The 21,870-nt window shown below is 72.5% G+C and carries 19 protein-coding genes; 13 read left to right on the top strand and 6 right to left on the bottom strand.

What is annotated here, in order from left to right:
• Positions 1–2 precede the first annotated feature (2 nt).
• From rpmF to mutM, 3 genes are all read left to right on the top strand, one after another.
• Positions 3–176: a 50S ribosomal protein L32 gene (gene rpmF / locus IG86_RS0118315; RefSeq protein WP_003965982.1), complete on the top strand. Its 174-nt coding sequence runs from the start codon at positions 3–5 to the stop codon at positions 174–176.
• Between the two features lie 19 nt (positions 177–195).
• Positions 196–1,041, top strand: a complete 846-nt coding sequence (rnc, locus tag IG86_RS0118320; protein ID WP_030898039.1) for a ribonuclease III — start codon at positions 196–198, stop codon at positions 1,039–1,041.
• A 130-nt stretch (positions 1,042–1,171) separates the two neighbouring features.
• On the top strand, positions 1,172–2,041 hold the full coding sequence (gene mutM / locus IG86_RS0118325; RefSeq protein WP_030898041.1) for a bifunctional DNA-formamidopyrimidine glycosylase/DNA-(apurinic or apyrimidinic site) lyase: 870 nt from the start codon (positions 1,172–1,174) through the stop codon (positions 2,039–2,041).
• Here mutM and IG86_RS0118330 read toward each other — a convergent pair.
• Positions 2,014–2,418 (bottom strand): winged helix-turn-helix transcriptional regulator, encoded by a 405-nt coding sequence (locus tag IG86_RS0118330; RefSeq protein ID WP_030823694.1) that lies wholly within the window; start codon positions 2,416–2,418, stop codon positions 2,014–2,016. The two genes, mutM and IG86_RS0118330, sit on opposite strands and share 28 nt — an antisense overlap.
• 134 nt (positions 2,419–2,552) lie before the next feature.
• Here IG86_RS0118330 and IG86_RS0118335 point away from each other — a divergent pair, with 134 nt between their 5' ends.
• Positions 2,553–3,155 (top strand): flavodoxin family protein, encoded by a 603-nt coding sequence (locus IG86_RS0118335; RefSeq protein ID WP_455755427.1) that lies wholly within the window; start codon positions 2,553–2,555, stop codon positions 3,153–3,155.
• Between the two features lie 45 nt (positions 3,156–3,200).
• On the opposite strand, the gene IG86_RS45060 is transcribed toward IG86_RS0118335, so the two are convergent.
• Complete coding sequence (locus tag IG86_RS45060; protein ID WP_051785268.1) at positions 3,201–4,142, bottom strand: CAP domain-containing protein; 942 nt, start codon at positions 4,140–4,142, stop codon at positions 3,201–3,203.
• Positions 4,143–4,279: 137 nt separating this feature from the next.
• Here IG86_RS45060 and IG86_RS0118345 point away from each other — a divergent pair, with 137 nt between their 5' ends.
• The 4 genes from IG86_RS0118345 (at position 4,280) to IG86_RS0118360 (ending at position 10,721) form a co-directional block, all read left to right on the top strand.
• The gene (locus tag IG86_RS0118345) at positions 4,280–4,561 is read left to right on the top strand and encodes an acylphosphatase (protein ID WP_030032600.1); all 282 of its coding nucleotides are present in this window, start codon (positions 4,280–4,282) and stop codon (positions 4,559–4,561) included.
• A gap of 348 nt (positions 4,562–4,909) precedes the next feature.
• Positions 4,910–5,128, top strand: coding sequence for a hypothetical protein (locus tag IG86_RS0118350; protein ID WP_030032603.1), 219 nt, complete (start codon positions 4,910–4,912; stop codon positions 5,126–5,128).
• A gap of 184 nt (positions 5,129–5,312) precedes the next feature.
• A complete protein-coding gene (locus tag IG86_RS0118355; RefSeq protein WP_030898047.1) occupies positions 5,313–9,104 on the top strand; it encodes an AAA family ATPase in 3,792 nt (1,263 codons plus the stop codon).
• A 183-nt stretch (positions 9,105–9,287) separates the two neighbouring features.
• Positions 9,288–10,721, top strand: coding sequence for a sugar porter family MFS transporter (locus tag IG86_RS0118360; RefSeq protein ID WP_030823703.1), 1,434 nt, complete (start codon positions 9,288–9,290; stop codon positions 10,719–10,721).
• Between the two features lie 41 nt (positions 10,722–10,762).
• On the opposite strand, the gene IG86_RS0118365 is transcribed toward IG86_RS0118360, so the two are convergent.
• Together IG86_RS0118365 and IG86_RS0118370 are read right to left on the bottom strand one after the other, a co-directional pair.
• Entirely contained in the window at positions 10,763–11,749 is a 987-nt protein-coding gene (locus tag IG86_RS0118365) for an LLM class flavin-dependent oxidoreductase (protein WP_030898050.1), read from the bottom strand.
• A 62-nt stretch (positions 11,750–11,811) separates the two neighbouring features.
• Complete coding sequence (locus IG86_RS0118370) at positions 11,812–13,272, bottom strand: purine-cytosine permease family protein (RefSeq protein ID WP_030898053.1); 1,461 nt, start codon at positions 13,270–13,272, stop codon at positions 11,812–11,814.
• 141 nt (positions 13,273–13,413) lie between these two features.
• Between IG86_RS0118370 and ftsY the strand changes: the two genes are divergently transcribed.
• On the top strand, positions 13,414–14,628 hold the full coding sequence (ftsY, locus tag IG86_RS0118375; protein ID WP_030898056.1) for a signal recognition particle-docking protein FtsY: 1,215 nt from the start codon (positions 13,414–13,416) through the stop codon (positions 14,626–14,628).
• Between the two features lie 75 nt (positions 14,629–14,703).
• Here ftsY and IG86_RS0118380 read toward each other — a convergent pair whose 3' ends face one another.
• Positions 14,704–15,372 (bottom strand): bifunctional DNA primase/polymerase, encoded by a 669-nt coding sequence (locus tag IG86_RS0118380; RefSeq protein ID WP_030898058.1) that lies wholly within the window; start codon positions 15,370–15,372, stop codon positions 14,704–14,706.
• A 43-nt stretch (positions 15,373–15,415) separates the two neighbouring features.
• A complete protein-coding gene (locus tag IG86_RS43005; protein WP_157854848.1) occupies positions 15,416–15,556 on the bottom strand; it encodes a hypothetical protein in 141 nt (46 codons plus the stop codon).
• A 264-nt stretch (positions 15,557–15,820) separates the two neighbouring features.
• Between IG86_RS43005 and nsdA the strand changes: the two genes are divergently transcribed.
• The 4 genes from nsdA to IG86_RS0118400 all read left to right on the top strand — a co-directional run bounded on the left by nsdA (position 15,821) and on the right by IG86_RS0118400 (position 21,793).
• Positions 15,821–17,311 carry a transcriptional repressor NsdA gene (gene nsdA, locus IG86_RS0118385; protein WP_030823718.1) on the top strand — a complete coding sequence of 497 codons (1,491 nt, stop codon included), beginning with the start codon at positions 15,821–15,823 and terminating at the stop codon, positions 17,309–17,311.
• A gap of 357 nt (positions 17,312–17,668) precedes the next feature.
• Positions 17,669–19,012 carry an ammonium transporter gene (locus tag IG86_RS0118390; RefSeq protein WP_030823721.1) on the top strand — a complete coding sequence of 448 codons (1,344 nt, stop codon included), beginning with the start codon at positions 17,669–17,671 and terminating at the stop codon, positions 19,010–19,012.
• Positions 19,009–19,347, top strand: a complete 339-nt coding sequence (locus IG86_RS0118395; RefSeq protein ID WP_030823724.1) for a P-II family nitrogen regulator — start codon at positions 19,009–19,011, stop codon at positions 19,345–19,347. The genes IG86_RS0118390 and IG86_RS0118395 overlap by 4 nt, the downstream gene beginning before the upstream one ends.
• A gap of 19 nt (positions 19,348–19,366) precedes the next feature.
• The gene (locus tag IG86_RS0118400; RefSeq protein WP_030823727.1) at positions 19,367–21,793 is read left to right on the top strand and encodes a [protein-PII] uridylyltransferase; all 2,427 of its coding nucleotides are present in this window, start codon (positions 19,367–19,369) and stop codon (positions 21,791–21,793) included.
• The last annotated feature ends 77 nt before the right edge of the window (positions 21,794–21,870 follow it).

Genomic DNA, 21,870 nt, shown 5'->3' on the forward strand with positions numbered 1-21,870 from the left:
CCGTGGCTGTTCCGAAGCGGAAGATGTCGCGCAGCAACACGCGCCACCGCCGGTCGCAGTGGAAGGCTGCGGTCCCCACCCTGGTTTCGTGTGAGCGTTGCCAGGAGCCGAAGCTCCAGCACATCGCGTGCCCGAGCTGCGGCACCTACAACAAGCGCCAGGTCCTCGAGGTCTGAGCGGCTGGTGAGAGGCGCAATGTCTGAGCTGTCCAACGCTGAGAAGCAGGCAGACAGTAACAACGCGGCCTCGTCCCACACGCTTCTGGAAGGGCGGCTCGGGTACCGACTCGAGTCCGCCCTTCTGGTGCGTGCGCTGACCCACCGCTCGTACGCGTACGAGAACGGCGGTCTGCCCACCAACGAACGCCTGGAGTTCCTCGGGGACTCCGTGCTGGGCCTGGTGGTCACGGACACGCTGTACGCGACCCACCCGGACCTCCCCGAAGGCCAGCTGGCCAAGCTTCGGGCCGCGGTGGTCAACTCGCGCGCACTGGCGGAGGTCGGGCGCGGCCTCGAACTCGGCTCCTTCATCCGGCTCGGCCGGGGCGAAGAGGGCACGGGCGGCCGGGACAAGGCCTCCATCCTCGCCGACACCCTTGAAGCGGTCATCGGCGCGGTCTACCTCGACCAGGGCCTCGACGCGGCCTCGGAGCTGGTCCACCGGCTCTTCGACCCGCTCATCGAGAAGTCCTCGAACCTCGGGGCCGGCCTGGACTGGAAGACCAGTCTCCAGGAGCTCACGGCGGCCGAAGGTCTTGGCGTACCGGAATACCTGGTCACCGAGACCGGTCCGGACCACGAGAAGACCTTCACTGCTGCCGCCCGCGTCGGTGGTGTCTCGTACGGCACCGGCACCGGCCGCAGCAAGAAGGAAGCGGAACAGCAGGCCGCGGAGTCCGCATGGCGCGGGATCCGCGCCGCGGCGGACGAGCGGACCGCGGCGGCGGCGGCAGCGGCCGCCGCTCCGGCAGAGGCCCCGGCTCCGGCCGAGGCCGTGGACGGCGGGGTGCCGACGCCCGCCGAACCGGCGCCGGACGCCTGACCTTCCTTCGGACACCCTCCTTTCGGGTATCCCTTCGCCCGTCCCTGCACCGCAGGGGCGGGCGAAGCCGTTTCCGGGCGGCCGGTACGCTCGCGGCAGCGCCCAGATCCGCACCCAACGGAGGTACCCCGTGCCCGAGCTGCCCGAAGTCGAAGTCGTACGGCGGGGGCTGGAGCGCTGGGTGGCCGGACGGACCGTAGAGGCCGTCGAGGTACTGCACCCCCGTGCGGTGAGGCGCCATGCGGGCGGCGGGGCCGACTTCGCGGCGCGGCTGCGGGGGGAGACCCTCGGGGTGCCGCAGCGGCGCGGCAAGTACCTGTGGCTGCCCCTGGCGGGACGTGACCTGTCGGTGCTCGGGCACCTGGGCATGAGCGGCCAGCTCCTCGTGCAGCCCGAGGACGCCCCCGACGAGAAGCACCTGCGGATCCGCGTGCGCTTCGGCGACGACGCCGGGACGGAGCTGCGCTTCGTGGACCAGCGGACCTTCGGCGGGCTCTCGCTGCACGAGACCGTCGCCGGCAGCGCCGAAGCGCTGCCCGACGTCATCGCGCACATCGCGCGGGACCCCCTGGACCCACTGTTCGACGAGGCGGCCTACCACCTCGCGCTGCGCGCCAAGCGGACCACGGTCAAGCGGGCCCTGCTCGACCAGTCCCTGATCAGCGGGGTCGGCAACATCTACGCCGACGAGGCGCTGTGGCGCGCCAAGCTGCACTACGAGCGCCCCACGGGGAACCTCACGCGCCCCCGGAGCGCGGAACTCCTCGGCCATGTCCGGGACGTCATGAACGCGGCCCTCGCCGTGGGCGGCACGAGCTTCGACAGCCTCTACGTCAACGTCAACGGGGAGTCGGGGTACTTCGACCGTTCGCTCGACGCCTACGGGCGCGAGGACGAGCCCTGCCGGCGCTGCGGCACGCCGATGCGGCGCCGGCCGTGGATGAACAGGTCGAGCTACTTCTGCCCGCGCTGTCAGCGGCCGCCGCGCGTGCCGTCGTAGGTCTCCCGGGCGGTCAGGACCGCCGACATGTTCCCCTCCAGGTAGTGGATCAGGGCGAGGAGCCGGTCGGCGACCTCGATGCCGAGGGGGGTCAGTTCGTAGTCGACGCGCGGCGGGTTGGTCGGCTGCGCCTCACGGTTGACGATGCCGTCGCGCTCCAGGGCGTGCAGTGTCTGGGAGAGCATCTTCTCGCTCACGCCCTCCACCCGGCGGCGCAGCTCGTTGAACCGGCACGGGCCCTCGCGCAGGGCGCCCACGGTGAGGCTGCCCCAGCGGCCGGTGACGTGCTCCAGAGTCTCGCGGGACGGGCAGGTGCGCGCGAAGACGTCGAACGGTTGCTCGGGCCCGCAGGCATCGGTACAGACAGGGGTCTCCATAGAACAAGCGTACTCCCGGGCAGCGCTAACTCGGAGCTTGCGCTTTCTAAAAGTTAGTGGTTCTCTTTTCCTCGTCGCACCGCGCTCGTGCTGCGACGCGAGCCTTCCCGAGGGAGAGATCAGCCTTGTCCGGTATCACGCACACCCCCGTCGTCTCGATCGCCTACCACTCCGGCTACGGCCACACCGCCGTCGTCGCCGAGGCGGTCCGCAGCGGCGCCGTGGACGCCGGGGCGACCGTCCACCTGATCAAGGTCGACGAGATCGACGACGCCCAGTGGGAGCTGCTCGACGCCTCCGACGCGATCGTCTTCGGCTCCCCGACGTACATGGGCACCGCCTCGGGCGCCTTCCACGTCTTCGCCGAGGCCTCCTCCAAGCGCTGGTTCGGCGACGCCTGGCAGGACAAGGTGGCGGCCGGCTTCACCAACTCCGCCTCGAAGAGCGGCGACAAGCTGCACACGCTGCAGTTCTTCCAGGTCCTGGCCGCGCAGCACGGCATGAACTGGGTCAACCTGGGCCTGAAGCCGGGCTGGAACTCCAGCACGGCCTCCGAGAACGACCTCAACCGCCTGGGCTTCTTCTCCGGCGCCGCCGCCCAGTCCAACTCCGACGAGGGCGCGGACGCGGTCCACAAGGCCGACATCGCGACGGCGGAGCACCTGGGCCGCCGCGTCGCGGAGCACACCCGCGTCATCGTCGCGGGCCGCGCCGCCCTGGCGACCGCAGCGGTCTGACCCCGAGGCCGCCGCGCTCGGCGGCGGCCCGCGGGGGCGGTGACGTCAGAAGCCGAAGTCCTGGGTCCACCAGGGGCCGCCGGCGGCGAAGTGGGCGCCGACGCCCAGCGTGCGGAACTCGCAGTTGAGGATGTTCGCCTTGTGGCCGGGGCTGTTCATCCAGGCCTTCATCACCGACTCGGCGTCGCCCTGGCCACGGGCTATGTTCTCGGCGCCGAGGCCCGAGAGGCCGGCCTTGGCGGCGCGGTCCCAGGGTGTGTTGCCGTCGGGGTCGTCGTGGCCGAAGAAGCCGCGGGTGGCCATGTCCTTGCTGAAGGCGCCGGCCAGGGCGGCGAGCGGCGGGTTGGCGCGGACCGGACCGCAGCCCGCCTGGGCACGCTCCTGGTTCACCAGGGTGACCACGGCGGCCTCCTCCGAGGAGTGGCCGTCCAGGCTCGGCCGGGTCGCGGCGGCGGTCGGGGCCGGTGTGGTCGGGGCCGGGGCCTGGGTCTTCTCCGGGGCCTCGGTGGAGGGGGCGGGTGCGGCCGGCGCCGGGCGCTCGGTGCTCGGCGACGCCTTCGGCCGTGCGGGCGGCGCGGAGGGGGCGGGCGGAGCCGTCGGGGTGGGCGAGGCCGACGGGGTCGGCGAGGCGGACGGGGTCGGCGTAGCCGACGGGGTGGGCGTGGCCGACGGGGTCGGCGAGGCCGGCGCGGGCGCGGAGGCGGTCGGCGTCACGGCACCGCGGCCGGAGAGGCTCGCGAGTCCGCCCTGCTTCTGGAGGACGGAATCGTCCGGGCCGGGCGTGGCCCCGGCCCCGGCCTTGGCGGCGGTGGTGTCCGTGGCGCTGACGCCCACATAGGGGAACGAGCCGCCGACCGGCACCATGCCGGTGGTGACGGCCGCGGTGCCGAGGGCGACGGCCACCGAGACCCCGAGCAGGCCGGTGCGCAGGGCGGTGCCGTGCGGGCCGCCGCGGCGCGGCGGGGCGGGGAGCCGGTGACGTCCCATCGGTGTCGTGCCTTCCTGGCCGGATCAAGATCATCCCTAACCCACCCAAATGGGTGAGTTCATTGGTGCGCGACTGTACGCCATGGGGCCCTGGGGGCGATGTGACCGGAAAGTGGCCGCCCGGTTAGCGTTCACGCATGAATGAAGACGTCCGTCTGACCGCGTGGGTGCGCGGCCGTGTGCAGGGAGTGGGCTTCCGCTGGTTCACCAGGGAGAACGCCTTGGAGATCGGCGGGGTGGTCGGCTTCGCGCTCAACCTCGACGACGGGCGAGTGCAGGTGGTCGCCGAAGGTCAACGTGAGAATTGCCACCGGCTGCTCGACTGGCTGCGGTCCGCCGACACGCCCGGCCGGGTGGACGGGGTGACAGAGATCTGGGGCACACCGCGCGGTGGCTACGAGGGATTCGGGATGCGGTGAGCGATCGACTGATCATGGACTCATCACATCTCTGATCGCCCGGACCCGGTCGGAACTGGGCATTCGTCGCCGAGGCGTTGCCGACGCGGACGATCCGTGGAAGGCTCGGAGATGAGGATGATCTCCACGCCCCCCGCGGGGGCCGGGGTGCCCGCCGATACGGGGCGTGATCGTGTTGACCGTCAAACTTTTTGGTGAGACGCTGGAAGCCCCGCGCACCTGAGCTGTTTGGCAGTGCTGGCAGTAGTAAGCGCAGTGACTGACAGTCGCTGCCGGACATCCGCGGGTGCGATTCCCTCACGACCCACACCGCTTCGGTCGGTCACTCAGTGTGGAGGACCATCCATCATGGCAAAGGCGCTTCTCGGTTACGTCGGCGGTTCCGACCCGCGACTCCTCGCCGAGATGCGACGGCTTCAGCAGCGCGTCCAGGACCTCGAGTCCGAGCTCGTACGGATTCAGTCCGAAAATGACGCGCTGAACGCGGCCGCCGCTCAGCACGACGGAGACTCGCTGCTGGACAGCATCGACATCGACGTACCCCAGGCGGAGCCTGCGCTCACCTGATCCGCGCTCACTCGTCGCTCGTATCCAGCCCGCATGATCTGCAAGGGACGCTCCGGCGTCCCTTCTTTCTTTGGACTCCGCATCAGGGACCACAGGGCCAGGCGGGGGGCCTGATGCCTTTGACGTCAGTCGTGCCCTGCACCTTCATGGGTGAAACCGAACGTGAAAGGTAGAGTCCGGCGGCGTGCACCTCAAGTCCCTGACCCTGCGTGGCTTCAAATCCTTCGCCTCCGCCACCACCCTGCGCTTCGAACCCGGCATCACCTGCGTCGTGGGTCCGAACGGCTCGGGCAAGTCCAACGTCGTCGACGCGCTGTCCTGGGTCATGGGCGAACAAGGGGCCAAGTCCCTGCGCGGCGGGAAGATGGAGGACGTCATCTTCGCCGGGACCACCGGACGCCCGCCGCTCGGGCGCGCCGAGGTCTCCCTGACGATCGACAACTCCGACGGCGCGCTGCCCATCGACTACGCAGAAGTCACCATCACCCGGATCATGTTCCGCGGCGGCAGCAGCGAGTACCAGATCAACGGTGACACCTGCCGGCTGCTCGACATCCAGGAACTGCTCTCCGACTCCGGCATCGGCCGCGAGATGCACGTCATCGTCGGGCAGGGCCAGCTGGACTCCGTCCTGCACGCCGACCCCATGGGCCGCCGCGCCTTCATCGAGGAGGCGGCCGGCGTCCTGAAGCACCGCAAGCGCAAGGAGAAGGCGCTGCGGAAGCTCGACGCGATGCAGGCCAACCTCGCTCGCGTACAGGACCTCGGCGACGAACTTCGCCGGCAGCTCAAGCCCCTGGGCCGGCAGGCCGCGGTCGCCCGGCGGGCGGCCGTGATCCAGGCCGACCTGCGCGACGCCCGGCTGCGCCTGCTCGCCGACGACCTGGTCGCCCTGCGGCGCGCGCTCGACGCGGAGATCGCCGACGAGGCCGCGCTGAAGGAACGCAAGGAGGCCGCCGAGGCCCAGCTCGCCGGCGCGCTGCGGCGCGAGGCCGAGCTGGAGGAAGCGGTACGGGAACTCGCGCCGCGGCTGCGGCGGGCGCAGCAGACCTGGTACGAGCTGTCGCAGCTCGCCGAGCGGGTACGGGGCACCGCGTCCCTGGCGGACGCGCGGGTCAAGAGCGCGACCGCCCCCGTCGAGGAGGAGCGCAGGGGCCGCGACCCCGAGGACATGGAGCGGGAGGCCGAGCGGATCCGCGAGCAGGAGGCGGAGCTGACGGCCGCCCTGGAGGCGGCCTCCCGGGCCCTGGAGGACACCACAGGGCACCGCGCGGAGCTGGAGCGGGAACTGGCCGAGGAGGAACGCCGGCTGCGGGACGCCGCGCGGGCCATCGCCGACCGGCGCGAGGGACTGGCCCGGCTGACCGGGCGGCTCGGCGCGGCCCGCTCGCGCGCCGGGGCGGCCCAGGCGGAGATCGACCGGCTGGCGCTGGCCCGGGACGAGGCACGGACCCGGGCCGAGACCGCGCAGGCCGAGTACGAGGCGCTGGCGGAGGAGGTCGGCGGGCTCGACGACCCGTCGGCGGAGTCGGACCACGAGGCCGCGCGGGCGGAGCTGAAGGAGGCCGAGGCCGCTCTCGGGGCCGCCCGGGAGGCGCTGGCGGCGGCGGAGCGCGCGCGGGCGGCGGTGTCGGCCCGCCGGGACGCGCTGGCGCTGGGGCTGCGCCGCAAGGACGGTACGGGGGCGCTGCTCGCGGCCCGCGAACGGCTGGCCGGTGTGCTCGGACCGGCGGCGGAACGGCTGTCGGTGACCCCCGGGTACGAAGCCGCCGTGGCCGCCGCGCTGGGCGCGGCGGCGGACGCGCTGGCGGTGGCCTCCCCGTCGGCGGCGGCCGGGGCCATCCGTCACCTGCGCGGAGCGGACGCGGGCCGGGCCACGCTCCTGATCACCCCGCCGCCCGTCCTCCCGGACGGGGTGGCGGACCCGTCCGTCGCCGCCGCCCTGCCGGGCCAGGCCTCCGGGCCACCGCCCGCCCCTGTTCCCCCGAACGGGGGTACCGACGCGTGCGTGCCGAGTCAGGATGCCGGGCCAGGCAGCGCTCCGGCGGACGCGGTTCGGCCGGGCGCGGGCGTGCGGGCTGCGTCGGCGGCCGTATCGGGAGTGGACGCCGGCCCGCCGGCCCTGCCCGGCCGGGGTGTGGCGCTCGGGGAACAGCGCACGGACGGGGCGGTTCTGCCCGTACCCGTCGTCGCGCTGCTGGCCGGGGACGGCGAGGTGCTGCGGGCCCTGGCGTGGGTGCTGCGCGACCACGTGGCCGTCGGCACGCTCGAAGAGGCCGAGGCGCTCGTCGCGCGGCGCCCCGACGCCGTGGCCGTGACCGTCGAGGGCGACGTCCTCGGCGCCCACCTCGCGCACGGCGGATCCGCCGGGGCGCCCAGCCTGATCGAGGTGCAGGCCGCCGTCGACGAGGCCGCGGCGGAGCTGACCCGGCTGGGCGTGCGGTGCGAGGAGCTCGAACAGGCGCAGGGGACCGCACAGGCCCGCCGACAGGACGCGACCGCCCTGGTGGAGGACCTCGCCGAGCGGCGGCGCGCCGCGGAGCAGGCCCGGGCCGGGGTCGCCCAGCAGCTCGGCCGGCTCGCCGGGCAGGCGAAGGGGGCCGCCGGTGAGGCAGAGCGCGCCGCCACCGCCGCGGCCAAGGCCCAGGACGCCCTGGAGCAGGCGCTGGCCGAGGTCGAGGAGTGCGCGGAGCGGCTCGCCACCGCCGAGGAGATGCCGGTGGAGGAGGAGCCGGACAGCTCCCGCCGCGACCGGCTCGCGGCCGACGGGGCCAACGCCCGCCAGACCGAGATGGAGGCCCGGCTCCAGCTGCGGACCCACGAGGAGCGGGTCAAGGGGCTGGCCGGACGAGCGGATTCCCTCGACCGGGCGGCCCGGGCGGAACGCGAGGCCCGCGCCCGCGCAGAGCGCCGCCGGACGCGTAGGCGCCACGAGGCGGACGTGGCCCGCGCGGTGGCCGGCGGGTCCCGCCAGCTCCTCGCGCACGTGGAGGTCTCCCTCCTCCGGGCCGACGAGGAGCGCGCCCTGGCCGAACGGGCCAAGGGCCTGCGCGAACGCGAGCTCGCCGACGCCCGCAACAGCGGCCGCGACCTGAAGGGGGAGCTCGACAAGCTCACCGACTCCGTCCACCGCGGCGAGGTGCTCGGCGCCGAACAGCGGCTGCGCATCGAGGCCCTGGAGGCCAGGGCCCTGGAGGAGTTCGGCATGGAGCCGGGCGCGCTGGTCGCCGAGTACGGCCCGGACCAGCCGGTGCCGCCGTCCCCGCCGGCCGACGGCGAGGAGCTGCCGCAGGACCCCGAGCACCCGCGCAACCGGCCCGGCCCCTTCGTACGGGCGCAGCAGGAGAAGCGGTTCAAGGCGGCCGAACGGGCCTACCAGCAGCTCGGCAAGGTCAATCCGCTCGCCCTGGAGGAGTTCGCGGCCCTCGAAGAGCGCCACAAGTTCCTCAGCGAGCAGCTGGAGGATCTCCGGAAGACCCGGGCCGATCTCCTTCAAGTGGTGAAGGAGGTCGACGAGCGCGTCGAGCAGGTGTTCACCGAGGCGTACCGGGACACGGCCCGGGAGTTCGAGGGCGTCTTCTCACGCCTGTTCCCCGGCGGCGAGGGCCGGCTGATCCTGACCGACCCGGACAACATGCTGACCACGGGCGTCGACGTCGAAGCCCGCCCGCCGGGCAAGAAGGTCAAGCGGCTGTCGCTGCTCTCGGGCGGCGAGCGCTCGCTGACCGCCGTGGCCATGCTGGTGTCCATCTTCAAGGCGCGCCCCAGCCCGTTCTACGTGATGGACGAGGTCGAGGCCGCGCTCGACGACACCAACCTGCAGCGGCTGATCCGGATCATGGAGGAGCTCCAGGAGAGCTCTCAGCTGATCGTGATCACCCATCAGAAGCGGACCATGGAGGTCGCGGACGCCCTCTATGGCGTTTCCATGCAGGGCGACGGGGTATCGAAGGTCATCAGCCAACGTCTCCGCTGAGCCGCATAAATTCAAGAAGTGAATTCAAGGGTGCCAGTCTCTGCGGTATGTGAACTTAGCATCAGGTCTTGACTTCAGGAACTGAACGCATAGGCTCGCTCCGCTGTCTCCCGGCTTCGAGTGGTGCCCGATCTTGAACTGTGCGCCACTGTGAAGACGGACGAAACCCCCACGGAGCACACCTTGACCAGCAGCACATCGCGGGCCTCGGCGCCCGGCGGCGGAGCCTCGCCCCATCCCGACCACCTCGGCCACGTCATCTTCATCACCGCGGCCGCTGCCATGGGCGGCTTCCTCTTCGGGTACGACAGCTCCGTCATCAACGGCGCCGTCGTCGCGATCCGCGAGCGGTTCGACGTCGGCTCGGAGGCGCTCGCCCAGGTGATCGCCGCCGCGCTGATCGGCTGCGCCATCGGTGCCGCCACCGCGGGCCGGCTCGCCGACCGGATCGGCCGAATCCGCTGCATGCAGATCGCTGCCGTCCTCTTCACCGCCAGCGCCATCGGTTCGGCCCTGCCGTTCGCCCTCTGGGACCTCGCCATGTGGCGCGTGATCGGCGGCTTCGGCATCGGCATGGCCTCCGTCATCGGCCCCGCCTACATCGCCGAGGTGTCCCCGCCCGCCTACCGCGGCCGGCTCGCCTCCTTCCAGCAGGCCGCCATCGTCATCGGCATCGCCGTCTCCCAGCTCGTCAACTGGGGCATCCTCAACCTCGCCGACGGCGACCAGCGCGGCGAGATCGGCGGCCTGGAGGCCTGGCAGTGGATGCTGGGCGTCATGGTCGTCCCGGCCGTGCTCTACGGGCTGCTGTCCTTCGTCATCCCGGAGTCCCCGCGCTTCCTGGTCTCCGTCGGCCGCACCGACGAGGCCAAGAAGGTGCTGGCCGAGGTCGAGGGTTCCAAGATCGACCTCGACGGGCGCGTCCACGAGATCGAGCACGCGATGCACTCCGAGCACAAGTCCACCTTCAAGGACCTGCTCGGCGGCCGCTTCGGCTTCCTGCCCATCGTCTGGATCGGCATCGGCCTCTCGGTCTTCCAGCAGCTCGTCGGCATCAACGTGATCTTCTACTACAGCTCCTCGCTGTGGCAGTCCGTCGGCATCGACCCGAGCAGCTCGTTCCTCTACTCCTTCACCACGTCGATCATCAACATCGTCGGCACGGTGATCGCGATGATCTTCGTCGACCGGATCGGCCGCAAGCCGCTCGCCCTCATCGGCTCGGCGGGCATGGCCGTCTCCCTCGGACTGTGCGCGTGGGCGTTCTCCTTCACGTCCGGCACCGGCGACGACATCACCATGCCCGACGCCCAGGCCACGGTGGCCCTGGTCTCCGCGCACACCTTCGTGCTCTTCTTCGCCCTGTCCTGGGGCGTGGTGGTCTGGGTGCTGCTCGGCGAGATGTTCCCCAACCGCATCCGTGCCGCGGCGCTCGGCGTCGCCGCCTCGGCCCAGTGGATCGCCAACTGGGTCATCACCGTCTCGTTCCCGTCCCTCTCGGACTGGAGCCTGTCCGGTGCCTATGTGATCTACACCGTCTTCGCACTGCTCTCGATCCCGTTCGTCCTCAAGTGGGTGCCGGAGACCAAGGGCAAGGCGCTGGAGGAGATGGGGTAACCATCCCCGCCACCACCCCCTCTCCTCGGTACTGCCCCGGCTCAGCCCTTGAGCCGGGGCAGTACCTGTTCGCACAGCAGGTGCAGGCTGCGCCAGCCCTCGTCCAGCGGCATCCCGCCGCACAGCGGGTGCAGCACCAGGTTCCCGGCCTCGCCCGCGCCCCGGCCGTACGCCACCGCCTCGTCCGGCGTGAGCACCCGGTAGACGCCCTCCGCGCGCAGCTCCGCCACCGAGCGCGCCGACGACCGTACGGCGCTGCGGATGTCCTTGGACTGCCAGGACGCGTACATCCCCGCCTCGTGCAGGAAGTGCTGCCCGTACTGCGCCCAGACCCGGTCCGGGTCCTCCGCGATGTGCAGCAGCGGGGTCTCCGCCGCGGGCATCATGCAGAAGCCCTCCGTGCCGTACTCCGCCAGCCGCGCCGTGTAGTAGGCCTCCAGCTCCGGCAGGTGCGCGCTGGGGAAGAAGGGCAGCCCGAGCCGGGCGGCGCGGCGCGCGGCCGCCTCCGAGCTGCCGCCCACCAGCAGCAGCGGGTGCGGCCGGGTGAAGGGCGTCGGCGTGACCCGTACCGTGCGGCCGCGGAACTCGAAGGGCTCCCCGGTCCACGCCTTCAGCAGGGTCTCCAGCAGCTCGTCCTGGAGCTTGCCGCGCCGGCCCCACTCCACGCCGTGCTGCTCGTACTCCTCGGGCCGGTAGCCGATCCCCGCGACCGTGACCAGGCGGCCGCCGCTCAGCAGGTCGAGGACGGCGATGTCCTCGGCGGCCTTCAGCGGGTCGTACAGCGGACCGATGATCGCCGAGACGGTGACGGCGATCCGGCGTGTCGCGCCGAAGACCGCGCCGGCGAAGGCGAAGGGGGAGGGCAGCCAGTTGTTGTCCGTGCCGTGGTGCTCCTCGGTCTGGACGGTGTCGATCCCCCGGTCGTCCGCGTAGCGCGCCATCTCCAGCGCCGCCTTGTAGCGGGCGGAGAGGGACTCGGGGGTGCCGCCGGGGTCGACGAGATTGAACCGGGCCACGGTGATGGGCATGGAGAAGTCCCCCTTCGCCGGATGGGGTGCGCTGGCGAAGGGGGACGTTAGCTGACGTGGCGTCAGTTGGACAGGGATCCGGCGAGCTCGGGCTCCCGCTCCGGCTCCGGCGTCGGCCCGGAGGGCGCCGTGCGCGGCAGTGCGGCGTACAGCGCGCCGGAGGTCACGATGCCGGCCACCCAGCCGAGACCGTTCTGCCCGATCCAGCTGCCGGCGAGCGGCCCGCTGAACCAGTCCACCTTCGTGAAGAGCAGGCCCACCACCAGGGCGAGCGCCCATGCCGTCATGGCCTGCCAGGCGAATCCGCCCGTGTACCAGTAGGCGCTGGTCCGCGTGGTGTCCAGCAGAGCGGGCCCGTCGTAGGACGTACGGCGCAGCATGTCCACGCCGAACACGCCGATCCACGCCGAGAACGCCACGGCCAGCAGGGTCAGGAAGGAGATGAAGGAGCCGAAGAAGCTGGTCGCGACCACCATCAGCAGGAAGCCGAAGACCAGGCTGATGGCCGCGTTGACACTGACCGCCCAGGCGCGCGGGACCTTGATGCCGAGGGTCTGCGCGGTGAAGCCGGCCGAGTACATGGACATCGAGTTGATCAGCAGCATGCCGACGAGCGCGATCAGCAGGTACGGGACCGCGATCCAGGTGGGCAGGAGCTCGCCGATGAAGGACACCGGGTCCTGGGCGGTGGCCAGGTCCGGCGTGCCGACGGCCATCACCGCGCCCATGAGGACCATCGGGAGCACCACGATGCCGGCGCCGCCGATCGTCGCGCCGACCATGCCCCGGGAGGAGGCGGTGCGCGGCAGGTAGCGGGTGAAGTCGGGGCCCGAGGGCACCCAGCTGATGCCGCCGGCCGCGATGGTGCCGATGCCCGCGACCATCATCGCGGTGGAGCCGGCCGGCTTGCCGAAGACGGCCGACCAGTCCGTGGTGAAGAGCAGGTAGCCGAGGACGAGCACGCTGAAGGCTCCGAAGAGGTACGTCGACCACTTGGAGCACACCCGCAGGGCGCTGATGCCGAGCCCCGAGACCACGAAGGTGCAGCCCACGAAGAACAGCAGGGTGACCACGATGAGGGGGGTGCTGCTCCTGACCCCGAAGAGCAGGTCGAGCACGGTCAGCACGGCATAGGCGCCGCTGACCGCGTTGATGGTCTCCCAGCCCCAGCGGGCCACCCAGATCAGAGCGCCCGGGAAGAGGTTGCCGCGCTGCCCGAACACCGCCCGCGAGAGCGCCATGCCCGGGGATCCGCCGCGCTTGCCGGCGATCGAGATCAGGCCGACGATCCCGTACGAGACGACCGGCGCGACGGCCGCGACGACGAGCACCTGCCAGATGTTGAGCCCGTTGAAGATCACCAGGCCCGCGCCCATGGTCAGCAGCAACACGCTGATGTTGGCGGCGACCCAGGTGGGGACGAGCTCGCGGACCCGGCCGCCGCGCTCGCCGTCCGGGACGGGCTCCAGGCCGCGGGTCTCTATCGCGGATTCGGCTGCGCCGTCGGCGGGCTCGGCAGGCATGCGGCTGCTCCCTGGGAGGTGTGAGGGGAAGTCGCCCATCATCGTAGATGTGCCGGTAAAACAACAAACAGAGGCTTACGTCCCGGTCCGAACGCCGGGGTTCCCGGCTCCGAGGTGGCCGTAACCGATACTGGTGGGGTTATGGACATCCTCATCCTTGCTGTAGTCATCGCCCTGGTCGCGGTCGGTGCGATCAGCGGGCTCGTGGTCAGCAGCCGCAAGAAGAAGCAGCTGCCGCCCCCGGCACCGCCGAGCACGCCGACCATCACTGCCCCGCCTGCCGAGCCGCAGGTGGGGGAGGACGCCGTAGAGACGGCGGAAGAGCCGCGCCGCACGATCGAGGAGGTCGGACTCCCGGAGGCCGAGGCTCCCGCCGCGGCGCCCGTCGTCGTCGAGCCCGAGGTTCCGGCCGCGCCCGAGATCGAGGTGCCCGAGCCCACCGCCGGCCGCCTGGTCCGGCTGCGCGCCCGCCTCGCCCGGTCGCAGAACTCCCTCGGCAAGGGGCTGCTCACGCTGCTCTCGCGCGAGCACCTCGACGAGGACACCTGGGAAGAGATCGAGGAGACCCTCCTCATCGCCGACGTCGGCGTCGTGCCGACCCAGGAGCTCGTCGGGCGCCTCCGCGAGCGGGTCAAGGTCCTCGGCACCCGCACCCCGGCGGAGCTGCGCACCCTGCTCAAGGAGGAGCTGCTGACCCTGGTCGGCACCGACCTCGACCGCGCCGTGAAGACGGAGAGCGGCGAGGACACCCCCGGCGTGATCATGGTCGTCGGCGTCAACGGCACCGGCAAGACCACCACCACCGGCAAGCTGGCGCGGGTGCTCGTCGCCGACGGCCGCAGCGTGGTGCTCGGCGCGGCCGACACCTTCCGCGCCGCCGCCGCCGACCAGCTGCAGACCTGGGGCGAGCGCGTCGGCGCCCGTACCGTGCGCGGCCCCGAGGGCGGCGACCCGGCCTCGATCGCCTACGACGCGGTCAAGGAGGGCATCGCCGAGGGCGCCGACGTCGTGCTCATCGACACCGCCGGCCGCCTGCACACCAAGACCGGCCTCATGGACGAGCTCGGCAAGGTCAAGCGCGTCGTCGAGAAGCACGGCCCGCTGGACGAGATCCTGCTGGTCCTGGACGCCACCACCGGGCAGAACGGCCTGACGCAGGCGCGCGTCTTCGCCGAGGTCGTGGACATCACCGGCATCGTGCTGACCAAGCTCGACGGCACGGCCAAGGGCGGCATCGTGGTCGCCGTCCAGCGCGAGCTGGGCGTCCCGGTCAAGCTCGTGGGTCTCGGCGAGGGCGCCGACGACCTGGCCCCGTTCGAGCCCGAGGCGTTCGTGGACGCCCTGATCGGCGACTGAGCGGCACCACCCGCGCACACACCGGTGCCCCCGCCTTCCGTCCGGAAGCCGGGGGCACCGGTGTGTGTGCGCCGCTCAGCGGCGGAAACGGTGGCAGATGTAGGCCAGGGTGCCCAGCAGCAGTCGGGCCTGCGGCGGGCCCCCGGCGGAGTCGAGCGCGGGCGGCCGCAGCCAGCCGACCTGGCCGAGCCCGCCGCGGTCGGAGGGCGGGGCGGTCACGAAGGTTCCCGGGCCCAGGGCGCGCAGGTCCAGGTCGGCGTCGTCCCAGCCCATCCGGTACAGCAGCTGCGGCAGCTCCGCCGCCGCGCCGGGAGCCACGAAGAACTGCGCCCGGCCGTCCGCGGTGACGATGACCGGGCCGAGCGGCAGCCCCATCCGCTCCAGTCGCACCAGGGCGCGCCGCCCGGCCTCCTCGGAGACCTCGATGACGTCGAAGGCGCGGCCCACCGGGAGCAGGACCGCGGCGCCGGGACAGTGGCCCCAGGCCTCGGTGACCTCGTCCAGGGTGGCGCCGGCCGGGACCGTCGGGGCGAAGGCCAGGGGGTGCGCTCCGGGTGCGGCGCACCGGGCGTCTCCGCAGGAGCAGTCGCGCGAGGGCGCCGCGGCGCGGGCCCCGGGGACCACGTCCCAGCCCCACAGCCCGGTGTACTCCGCCACCGTCGTGCACTCCGAGGTCCGGCCGCGGCGCCGGGTGCCGGAACGGAACTCCCTGGTACCGCGGCTGCCGCCGATCGTGAAGCCCATGCCCATGCCCATGCCCCCTCCAACGGGTCGGACGCGCCGGTGGTTACGACGCCTCGGTGAGGACGTCGGCGGAGGCCGCCGACGGGGCCGCCCGGCTGCCCGCCGCGGGGCCGCCGGGGGAGTGCCCGCCGCTGCTGCCCGGCGCACTCCTCGCCGCGCGCGCCCCGAGCGCACTCCAGTCCAACCGGTCCGTTTCACCTTGGTGTCAAGTGAATCGCGCCTGGCCGGTGGCTAGTTCATTCGAAGGGGTGGCGAATGGTGGCGTTTCTGGAAACGGCCTCGCCGCAGGGGTGATCGTAGGATTACTTTCGGTACACGAACCCTGAGGCGGGCCCGTGCGTGGGTATGCCGGAGGCAATGCGTGAAGGACCTGTGAAGGTCCGTGGTGACGCTCGGCGTACCGGCCAGGGTTTCGTATGGAAGAGGCTGAGCGGATGGGGGCGTTCCAGTGAGCGGCAACGGCGCAAGCGGAACGATCGAGGATGCTGCTGCGCGCAACGACCAGCTGACCTCGTGGTTCGTCCGCAGCGGATGGTCGAAGGGCGAACTCGCCCGGCAGGTCAACCGCAGGGCCCGGCAGATGGGCGCCCACCACATCAGCACCGACACCTCCCGGGTGCGCCGCTGGCTGGACGGCGAACAGCCCCGCGAGCCCGTTCCGCGGATCCTGTCCGAGCTGTTCTCCGAACGCTTCGGCTCCGTCGTCGCCATCGAACAGCTCGGCCTGCGCACCGCCCACCAGACCCCCTCCGTCTCCGGGGTCGACCTGCCCTGGGCCGGCCCGCAGACCGTCGAACTCCTCGGCGAGTTCTCCCGCAGCGACCTGATGCTGGCCCGCCGCGGCTTCCTCGGGACCTCCCTCGCGCTCTCCGCCGGCCCCGCCCTCATCGAGCCCATGCAGCGCTGGCTCGTCCCGGCCCCGGCCGCCGACCCGGGACCGCGCGGGGCGGGGCCGACGGGGGCCCTCGGCGGCCACCGGCCGCCCCGGCTCTCCGAACCGGAACTCGACCTCCTCGACGCCACCACCGTGATGTTCCGCCAGTGGGACGCCCAGTGCGGGGGAGGCCTGCGCCGCAAGGCCGTCGTGGGCCAGCTCCACGAGGTCACCGACCTGCTCCAGGAGAACCACCCCGCCCCCGTCATGAAACGGCTCTTCAAGGTCGCCGCGGAACTGGCCGAACTGGCCGGCTGGATGAGCTACGACATCGGCCTGCACCCCACCGCGCAGAAGTACTTCGTACTCGCGCTGCACGCCGCCAAGGAGGCCGGGGACAAGCCGCTCGGCTCGTACATCCTCTCCGGCATGAGCCGCCAGATGATCCACCTGGGCCGGCCGGAGGACGCCCTGGAACTCGTCCACCTCGCGCAGTACGGCAGCCGCGACTGCGCCGGCCCGCGCACCCAGGCCATGCTGTATGCGATGGAGGCCCGCGCCTACGCCAACATGGGCCAGCCCAGCCGCTGCAAGCGGGCCGTGCGGATGGCCGAGGACACCTTCTCCGACGTCGGCTTCGCCGACGAGCCGGAGCCGGACTGGATCCGCTTCTTCTCCGAGGCCGAGCTGAACGGCGAGAACTCCCACTCGTACCGGGACCTGGCCTACGTCGCCGGGCGCAGCCCCATGTACGCCTCCCTCGCCGAGCCCGTCATGGAGCGGGCCGTCGAACTCTTCGAGAAGGACCAGGAGCACCAGCGCTCCTACGCCCTCAACCTCATCGGAATGGCCACCGTCCACCTGCTCCAGCGCGAGCCCGAGCAGGCCGCCACCCTCGTCGACCGGGCCCTCGACGTGGCGGGAAAGGTGCGCTCCGAACGGGTGAACACCCGCCTGCGCAAGACCGTGGACAGCGCCGCCCGTGAATACGGCGACGTCGCCGAGGTGGTCCGGCTCACCGACCACCTCGCCTCCCGGCTCCCCGAAGCCGCGGAGGCCGTCTGACGGCCCTGGAGGCCGTCCCCGAGGCCCCGGCCGCGGCAGTCACCCCGAGAAGCCCGATCAGGCTCCCCCAGCCAGGACGTCCGGGTGCTGCCGCGGCCGGTCACCCCCCTTTGCCCCTGAACCGGCGCCGCTCCCGCGGAGGGGCTGCTCGCCGTCGTGGTTGCTCCATCGATGGTTGCCGTGTTCATCGCTGCGTAACAGCACAGACCTCTTCGTCACGGGCGCGAAACATCGGGCGGTGCCGCCGGAAACCGGCCTGCGCGAATCTCATGGCCAATAACCGGCCAGTTCCTTCTGCCGCCGCTCAGGTTTTCACGATCGCCCGCACGCGAACGTACCGACGACGAGGAGACGCCGATGGCATCAGCCATCACGACCCTCGCTGCAGACGCCCCGACGCTGTCTGCCGCGAACACCGGGTTCATGCTCATCTGCTCCGCCCTGGTCATGCTGATGACCCCGGGACTCGCCTTCTTCTACGGAGGCATGGTCCGCGTCAAGAGCAGCCTCAACATGCTGATGATGAGCTTCATCAGCCTCGGGATCGTCACGATCCTCTGGGTCCTCTACGGCTTCAGCCTCGCCTTCGGCACCGACTCCGGCTCCCTCATCGGCTGGAACTCCGACTACGTGGGCCTCAGCGGCATCGGCATCACCGAGCTCTGGGACGGCTACACCATCCCGGTCTACGTCTTCGCCGTCTTCCAGCTGATGTTCGCCGTCATCACCCCGGCCCTGATCAGCGGCGCCCTCGCCGACCGCGTGAAGTTCAGCGCCTGGGTCCTCTTCACCGCGCTGTGGGTCACCGTCGTCTACTTCCCCGTCGCCCACTGGGTCTGGGGCGCCGGCGGCTGGCTCTTCGAGCTGGGCGTCATCGACTTCGCCGGCGGCACCGCCGTCCACATCAACGCCGGCGCCGCCGCCCTCGGCGTGATCCTCGTCATCGGCAAGCGCGTCGGCTTCAAGAAGGACCCGATGCGCCCGCACAGCCTGCCCCTCGTGATGCTGGGCGCCGGTCTCCTCTGGTTCGGCTGGTTCGGATTCAACGCGGGCTCCTGGCTCGGCAACGACGACGGCGTCGGCGCGGTCATGTTCGTCAACACCCAGGTCGCCACCGCCGCCGCCATGCTGGCCTGGCTCGGCTACGAGAAGCTGCGCCACGGCTCCTTCACCACCCTCGGCGCCGCCTCCGGCGCGGTCGCCGGCCTCGTCGCCATCACCCCCGCCGGCGGCGCGGTCAGCCCGCTCGGCGCGATCGCCGTCGGCGCCATCGCCGGTGTGCTGTGCGCCATGGCGGTCGGCCTCAAGTACAAGTTCGGCTACGACGACTCCCTCGACGTCGTCGGCGTCCACCTCGTCGGCGGCATCGCCGGCTCCCTGCTCGTCGGCCTCTTCGCCACCGGCGGGGTCCAGTCCGACGTGGCCGGCCTCTTCTACGGCGGCGGCCTGGAGCAGCTCGGCAAGCAGGCCGTCGGAGTCTTCTCCGTCCTCGCCTACTCTCTGGTGGCATCCGCGGTGCTCGCCTTCCTCCTCGACAAGACGATCGGGATGCGCGTCGCCGAAGACGTCGAGGTGGCCGGCATCGACCAGAGCGAACACGCCGAGACCGCCTACGACTTCAGCGGCGCCGGTGGCGGAGCCGCCGCGCGGAGCACCACCGCACCCCTCCCCTCCGCCGCGAGCAAGAAGGTTGACGCATGAAGCTGATCACCGCGATCGTCAAGCCGCACAAGCTGGACGAGATCAAGGAGGCCCTCCAGGCCTTCGGAGTGCAGGGCCTCACGGTCAGCGAGGCCAGCGGCTACGGCCGCCAGCGCGGCCACACCGAGGTCTACCGGGGCGCCGAGTACCAGGTCGACCTCGTCCCCAAGATCCGCATCGAGGTACTGGTCGAGGACTCCGACGCCGAAGAGCTCATCCGGGTCGTCGTGAGCGCGGCGGCCACCGGCAAGATCGGCGACGGCAAGGTGTGGAGCGTCCCCGTGGACTCGGTCGTCCGGGTCCGCACCGGCGAGCGCGGCGCCGACGCGCTCTGAGGCTGACGGGAGCTGCTGGGTGACGAGCACGGAAGACACCACGGACCACACGGCCGACTCGGGACCCAGCGGATACGCCGCGGCCCGGCTGCGACTCCTCCAGGAGGAGTCGCGGTCCGGGCCGTCGCGGCGTTCCGCCCTGGCCGGACTGACCGACGACTGGCTGAACGCCCTCTTCGCCACCGCCGTACGCGAGACCGGCGTCCGCGGCGCCACCCTCGTGGCCGTGGGCGGCTACGGCAGGGCCGAACTCTCCCCGCGCAGCGACCTCGACCTCCTGCTGCTGCACGACGGCAAGGCCGGCCCGCAGGCGCTCGCCGCACTCGCCGACCGTCTCTGGTACCCGGTGTGGGACCTCGGCCTCGCCCTCGACCACTCGGTACGCACCCCCGCCGAGGCCCGCAGGACAGCCGCCGAGGACCTCAAGGTGCACCTGGGCCTGCTGGACGCCCGCACGGTCGCCGGCGACGCCGGACTCCTCGCGGGCCTGCGGACCTCCGTACTGGCCGACTGGCGCAACCAGGCGCCCGAACGGCTCCCGCAGCTGCACTCCCTGTGCCGCGAGCGGGCCGAGCGGGCCGGGGAGCTCCGCTTCCTGCTCGAACCCGACCTCAAGGAGGCCCGCGGCGGGCTCCGGGACGCCACCGCGCTGCGGGCGGTCGCCGCGTCCTGGCTCGCCGACGCCCCGCGCGAAGGCCTCGCCGAAGCCAGGCGCCGGCTCCTGGACGCGCGCGACGCCCTCCACCTGGTCACCGGCCGGGCCACCGACCGGCTCTCCCTGCAGGAACAGGACCAGGTCGCGGCGCAGCTCGGGCTGCTCGACGCCGACGCCCTGCTGCGCGAGGTCTACGAAGCCGCGCGCGTGGTCGCCTACGCCGGCGACGTGACCTGGCGCGAGGTCGGACGGGTGCTGCGGGCCCGCGCCGCCCGCCCCAGGCTGCGCGGACTGCTGGGCGGCCGCGGCGCCACCGCCGCCGCCCGGGCACCCCTGGCCGAAGGCGTGGTGGAGTCCGACGGGGAGGCCGTCCTGGCCCTGGCCGCCCGCCCGGACCGCGATGCCGTACTGGCCCTGCGGCTGGCCGCGGCGGCCGCGCAGGCGGGACTCCCCGTCTCGCCGCACGCCGTACGCCGGCTCGCCCAGCAGGGCAGGGCGCTGCCGGTGCCCTGGCCCGCCGAGGCCCGTGAGCAGCTGCTCACGCTCCTGGGCGCGGGGGAGCCGACGGTGGCCGTCTGGGAGGCCATGGAGGCGGAAGGGCTGATCACCCGGCTGCTCCCCGACTGGGAGCGGGTGCGCTGCCGCCCCCAGCGCAACCCCGTCCACACCTGGACCGTGGACCGGCACCTGATCGAGACGGCCGTGCGGGCCGCGGCCCTCACCCGCCGGGTGGGCCGCCCCGACCTGCTGCTGATGGCAGCGCTCCTGCACGACATCGGCAAGGGCTGGCCCGGCGACCACTCGGTCGCCGGGGAGACCATCGCCCGGGACGTCGCCGCACGGGTGGGCTTCGACGCCCGGGACGTCGCCGTGCTGGGGTCCCTCGTACGGCACCACCTGCTGCTGATCGACACCGCGACCCGGCGCGACCTCGACGACCCGGCCACCGTCCGATCCGTCGCCGAGGCCGTCGGATCGGTGGGCACGCTGGAGATACTGCACGCCCTCACCGAGGCGGACGCCCTGGCCACCGGGCCGGCCGCGTGGAGCGCCTGGCGGGGCTCGCTCGTGGCGGACCTCGTCGCGCGCGTCGCCGCCGTGCTGCGCGGCGCGGCCCCGGCCGAGCGGGAACCGGAGATCCCGGGCGCCGAACAAGAGCGCCTGGCGGTGGAGGCGCTGCGCACGCGCGAGCCGGTCGTGGCGCTCCAAGCCCGCCAGGAGGAGGACGCGGTCGGCGTGGAGCTGGTGGTGGCGGTGCCCGACCAGCCGGGGGTCCTGCCCGCGGCGGCCGGGGTGCTGGCCCTGCACCGGCTCACCGTACGGGCGGCGGACCTGCGCTCCGTAGAGCTCCCGGACCGGCTGGGGGAGGTCCTGGTCCTGCGCTGGCGGGTGGCGGCCGAATACGGGTCGCTGCCCGAGGCCGCCCGGCTGCGCACCGACCTGGTGCGCGCCCTGGACGGTTCGCTGGACGTTCCGGCGAAGCTGGCCGACCGCGAGGCGGCCTACCCGCGCCGGCGCGGGGTCGTCCCGCCGCCGCCCCGGGTCACGGTGGTCCCGGACGTCTCCTCGCTGGCCACGGTGCTGGAGGTGCGCGCGCCCGACGCCGTGGGCCTGCTGCACCGCATCGGGCGGGCCCTGGAGTCGGCGGGCGTCCGGGTGCGCAGCGCCCACGTCTCCACGCTGGGCGCGAACGCGGTGGACACCCTGTACGTGACCACGGCGGAAGGCAAGCCCTTGGACGCCGCGGACGCGGCCGCCCTCGCCGCCTCGGTGGCGGCCGCCCTGTCGTAGCCGGGTGCGACGCCGCTGCGAGGGGCTCCCGAGCAGCGGCGGACCCGCACCAGGAGCAGGCAGGTCCCCGGACGGGG

Origin of the sequence: Streptomyces virginiae, from assembly GCF_000720455.1 — a bacterium.
GTDB classification, from domain to species: Bacteria; Actinomycetota; Actinomycetes; order Streptomycetales; family Streptomycetaceae; genus Streptomyces; species Streptomyces virginiae.

Bases quoted from the DNA above. Each gene is read 5' to 3' on its own strand.
- IG86_RS0118395 (WP_030823724.1), top strand. From the start codon at position 19,009: ATGAAGCTGATCACCGCGATCGTCAAGCCGCACAAGCTGGACGAGATC.
- IG86_RS0118345 (WP_030032600.1), top strand. From the start codon at position 4,280: ATGAATGAAGACGTCCGTCTGACCGCGTGGGTGCGCGGCCGTGTGCAG.
- IG86_RS0118365 (WP_030898050.1), bottom strand. From the start codon at position 11,749: ATGCCCATCACCGTGGCCCGGTTCAATCTCGTCGACCCCGGCGGCACC.
- IG86_RS0118390 (WP_030823721.1), top strand. From the start codon at position 17,669: ATGGCATCAGCCATCACGACCCTCGCTGCAGACGCCCCGACGCTGTCT.
- IG86_RS0118380 (WP_030898058.1), bottom strand. From the start codon at position 15,372: ATGGGCTTCACGATCGGCGGCAGCCGCGGTACCAGGGAGTTCCGTTCC.
- IG86_RS0118330 (WP_030823694.1), bottom strand. From the start codon at position 2,418: ATGGAGACCCCTGTCTGTACCGATGCCTGCGGGCCCGAGCAACCGTTC.
- IG86_RS0118370 (WP_030898053.1), bottom strand. From the start codon at position 13,272: ATGCCTGCCGAGCCCGCCGACGGCGCAGCCGAATCCGCGATAGAGACC.
- rnc (WP_030898039.1), top strand. From the start codon at position 196: ATGTCTGAGCTGTCCAACGCTGAGAAGCAGGCAGACAGTAACAACGCG.
- IG86_RS0118350 (WP_030032603.1), top strand. From the start codon at position 4,910: ATGGCAAAGGCGCTTCTCGGTTACGTCGGCGGTTCCGACCCGCGACTC.
- IG86_RS45060 (WP_051785268.1), bottom strand. From the start codon at position 4,142: ATGGGACGTCACCGGCTCCCCGCCCCGCCGCGCCGCGGCGGCCCGCAC.
- ftsY (WP_030898056.1), top strand. From the start codon at position 13,414: ATGGACATCCTCATCCTTGCTGTAGTCATCGCCCTGGTCGCGGTCGGT.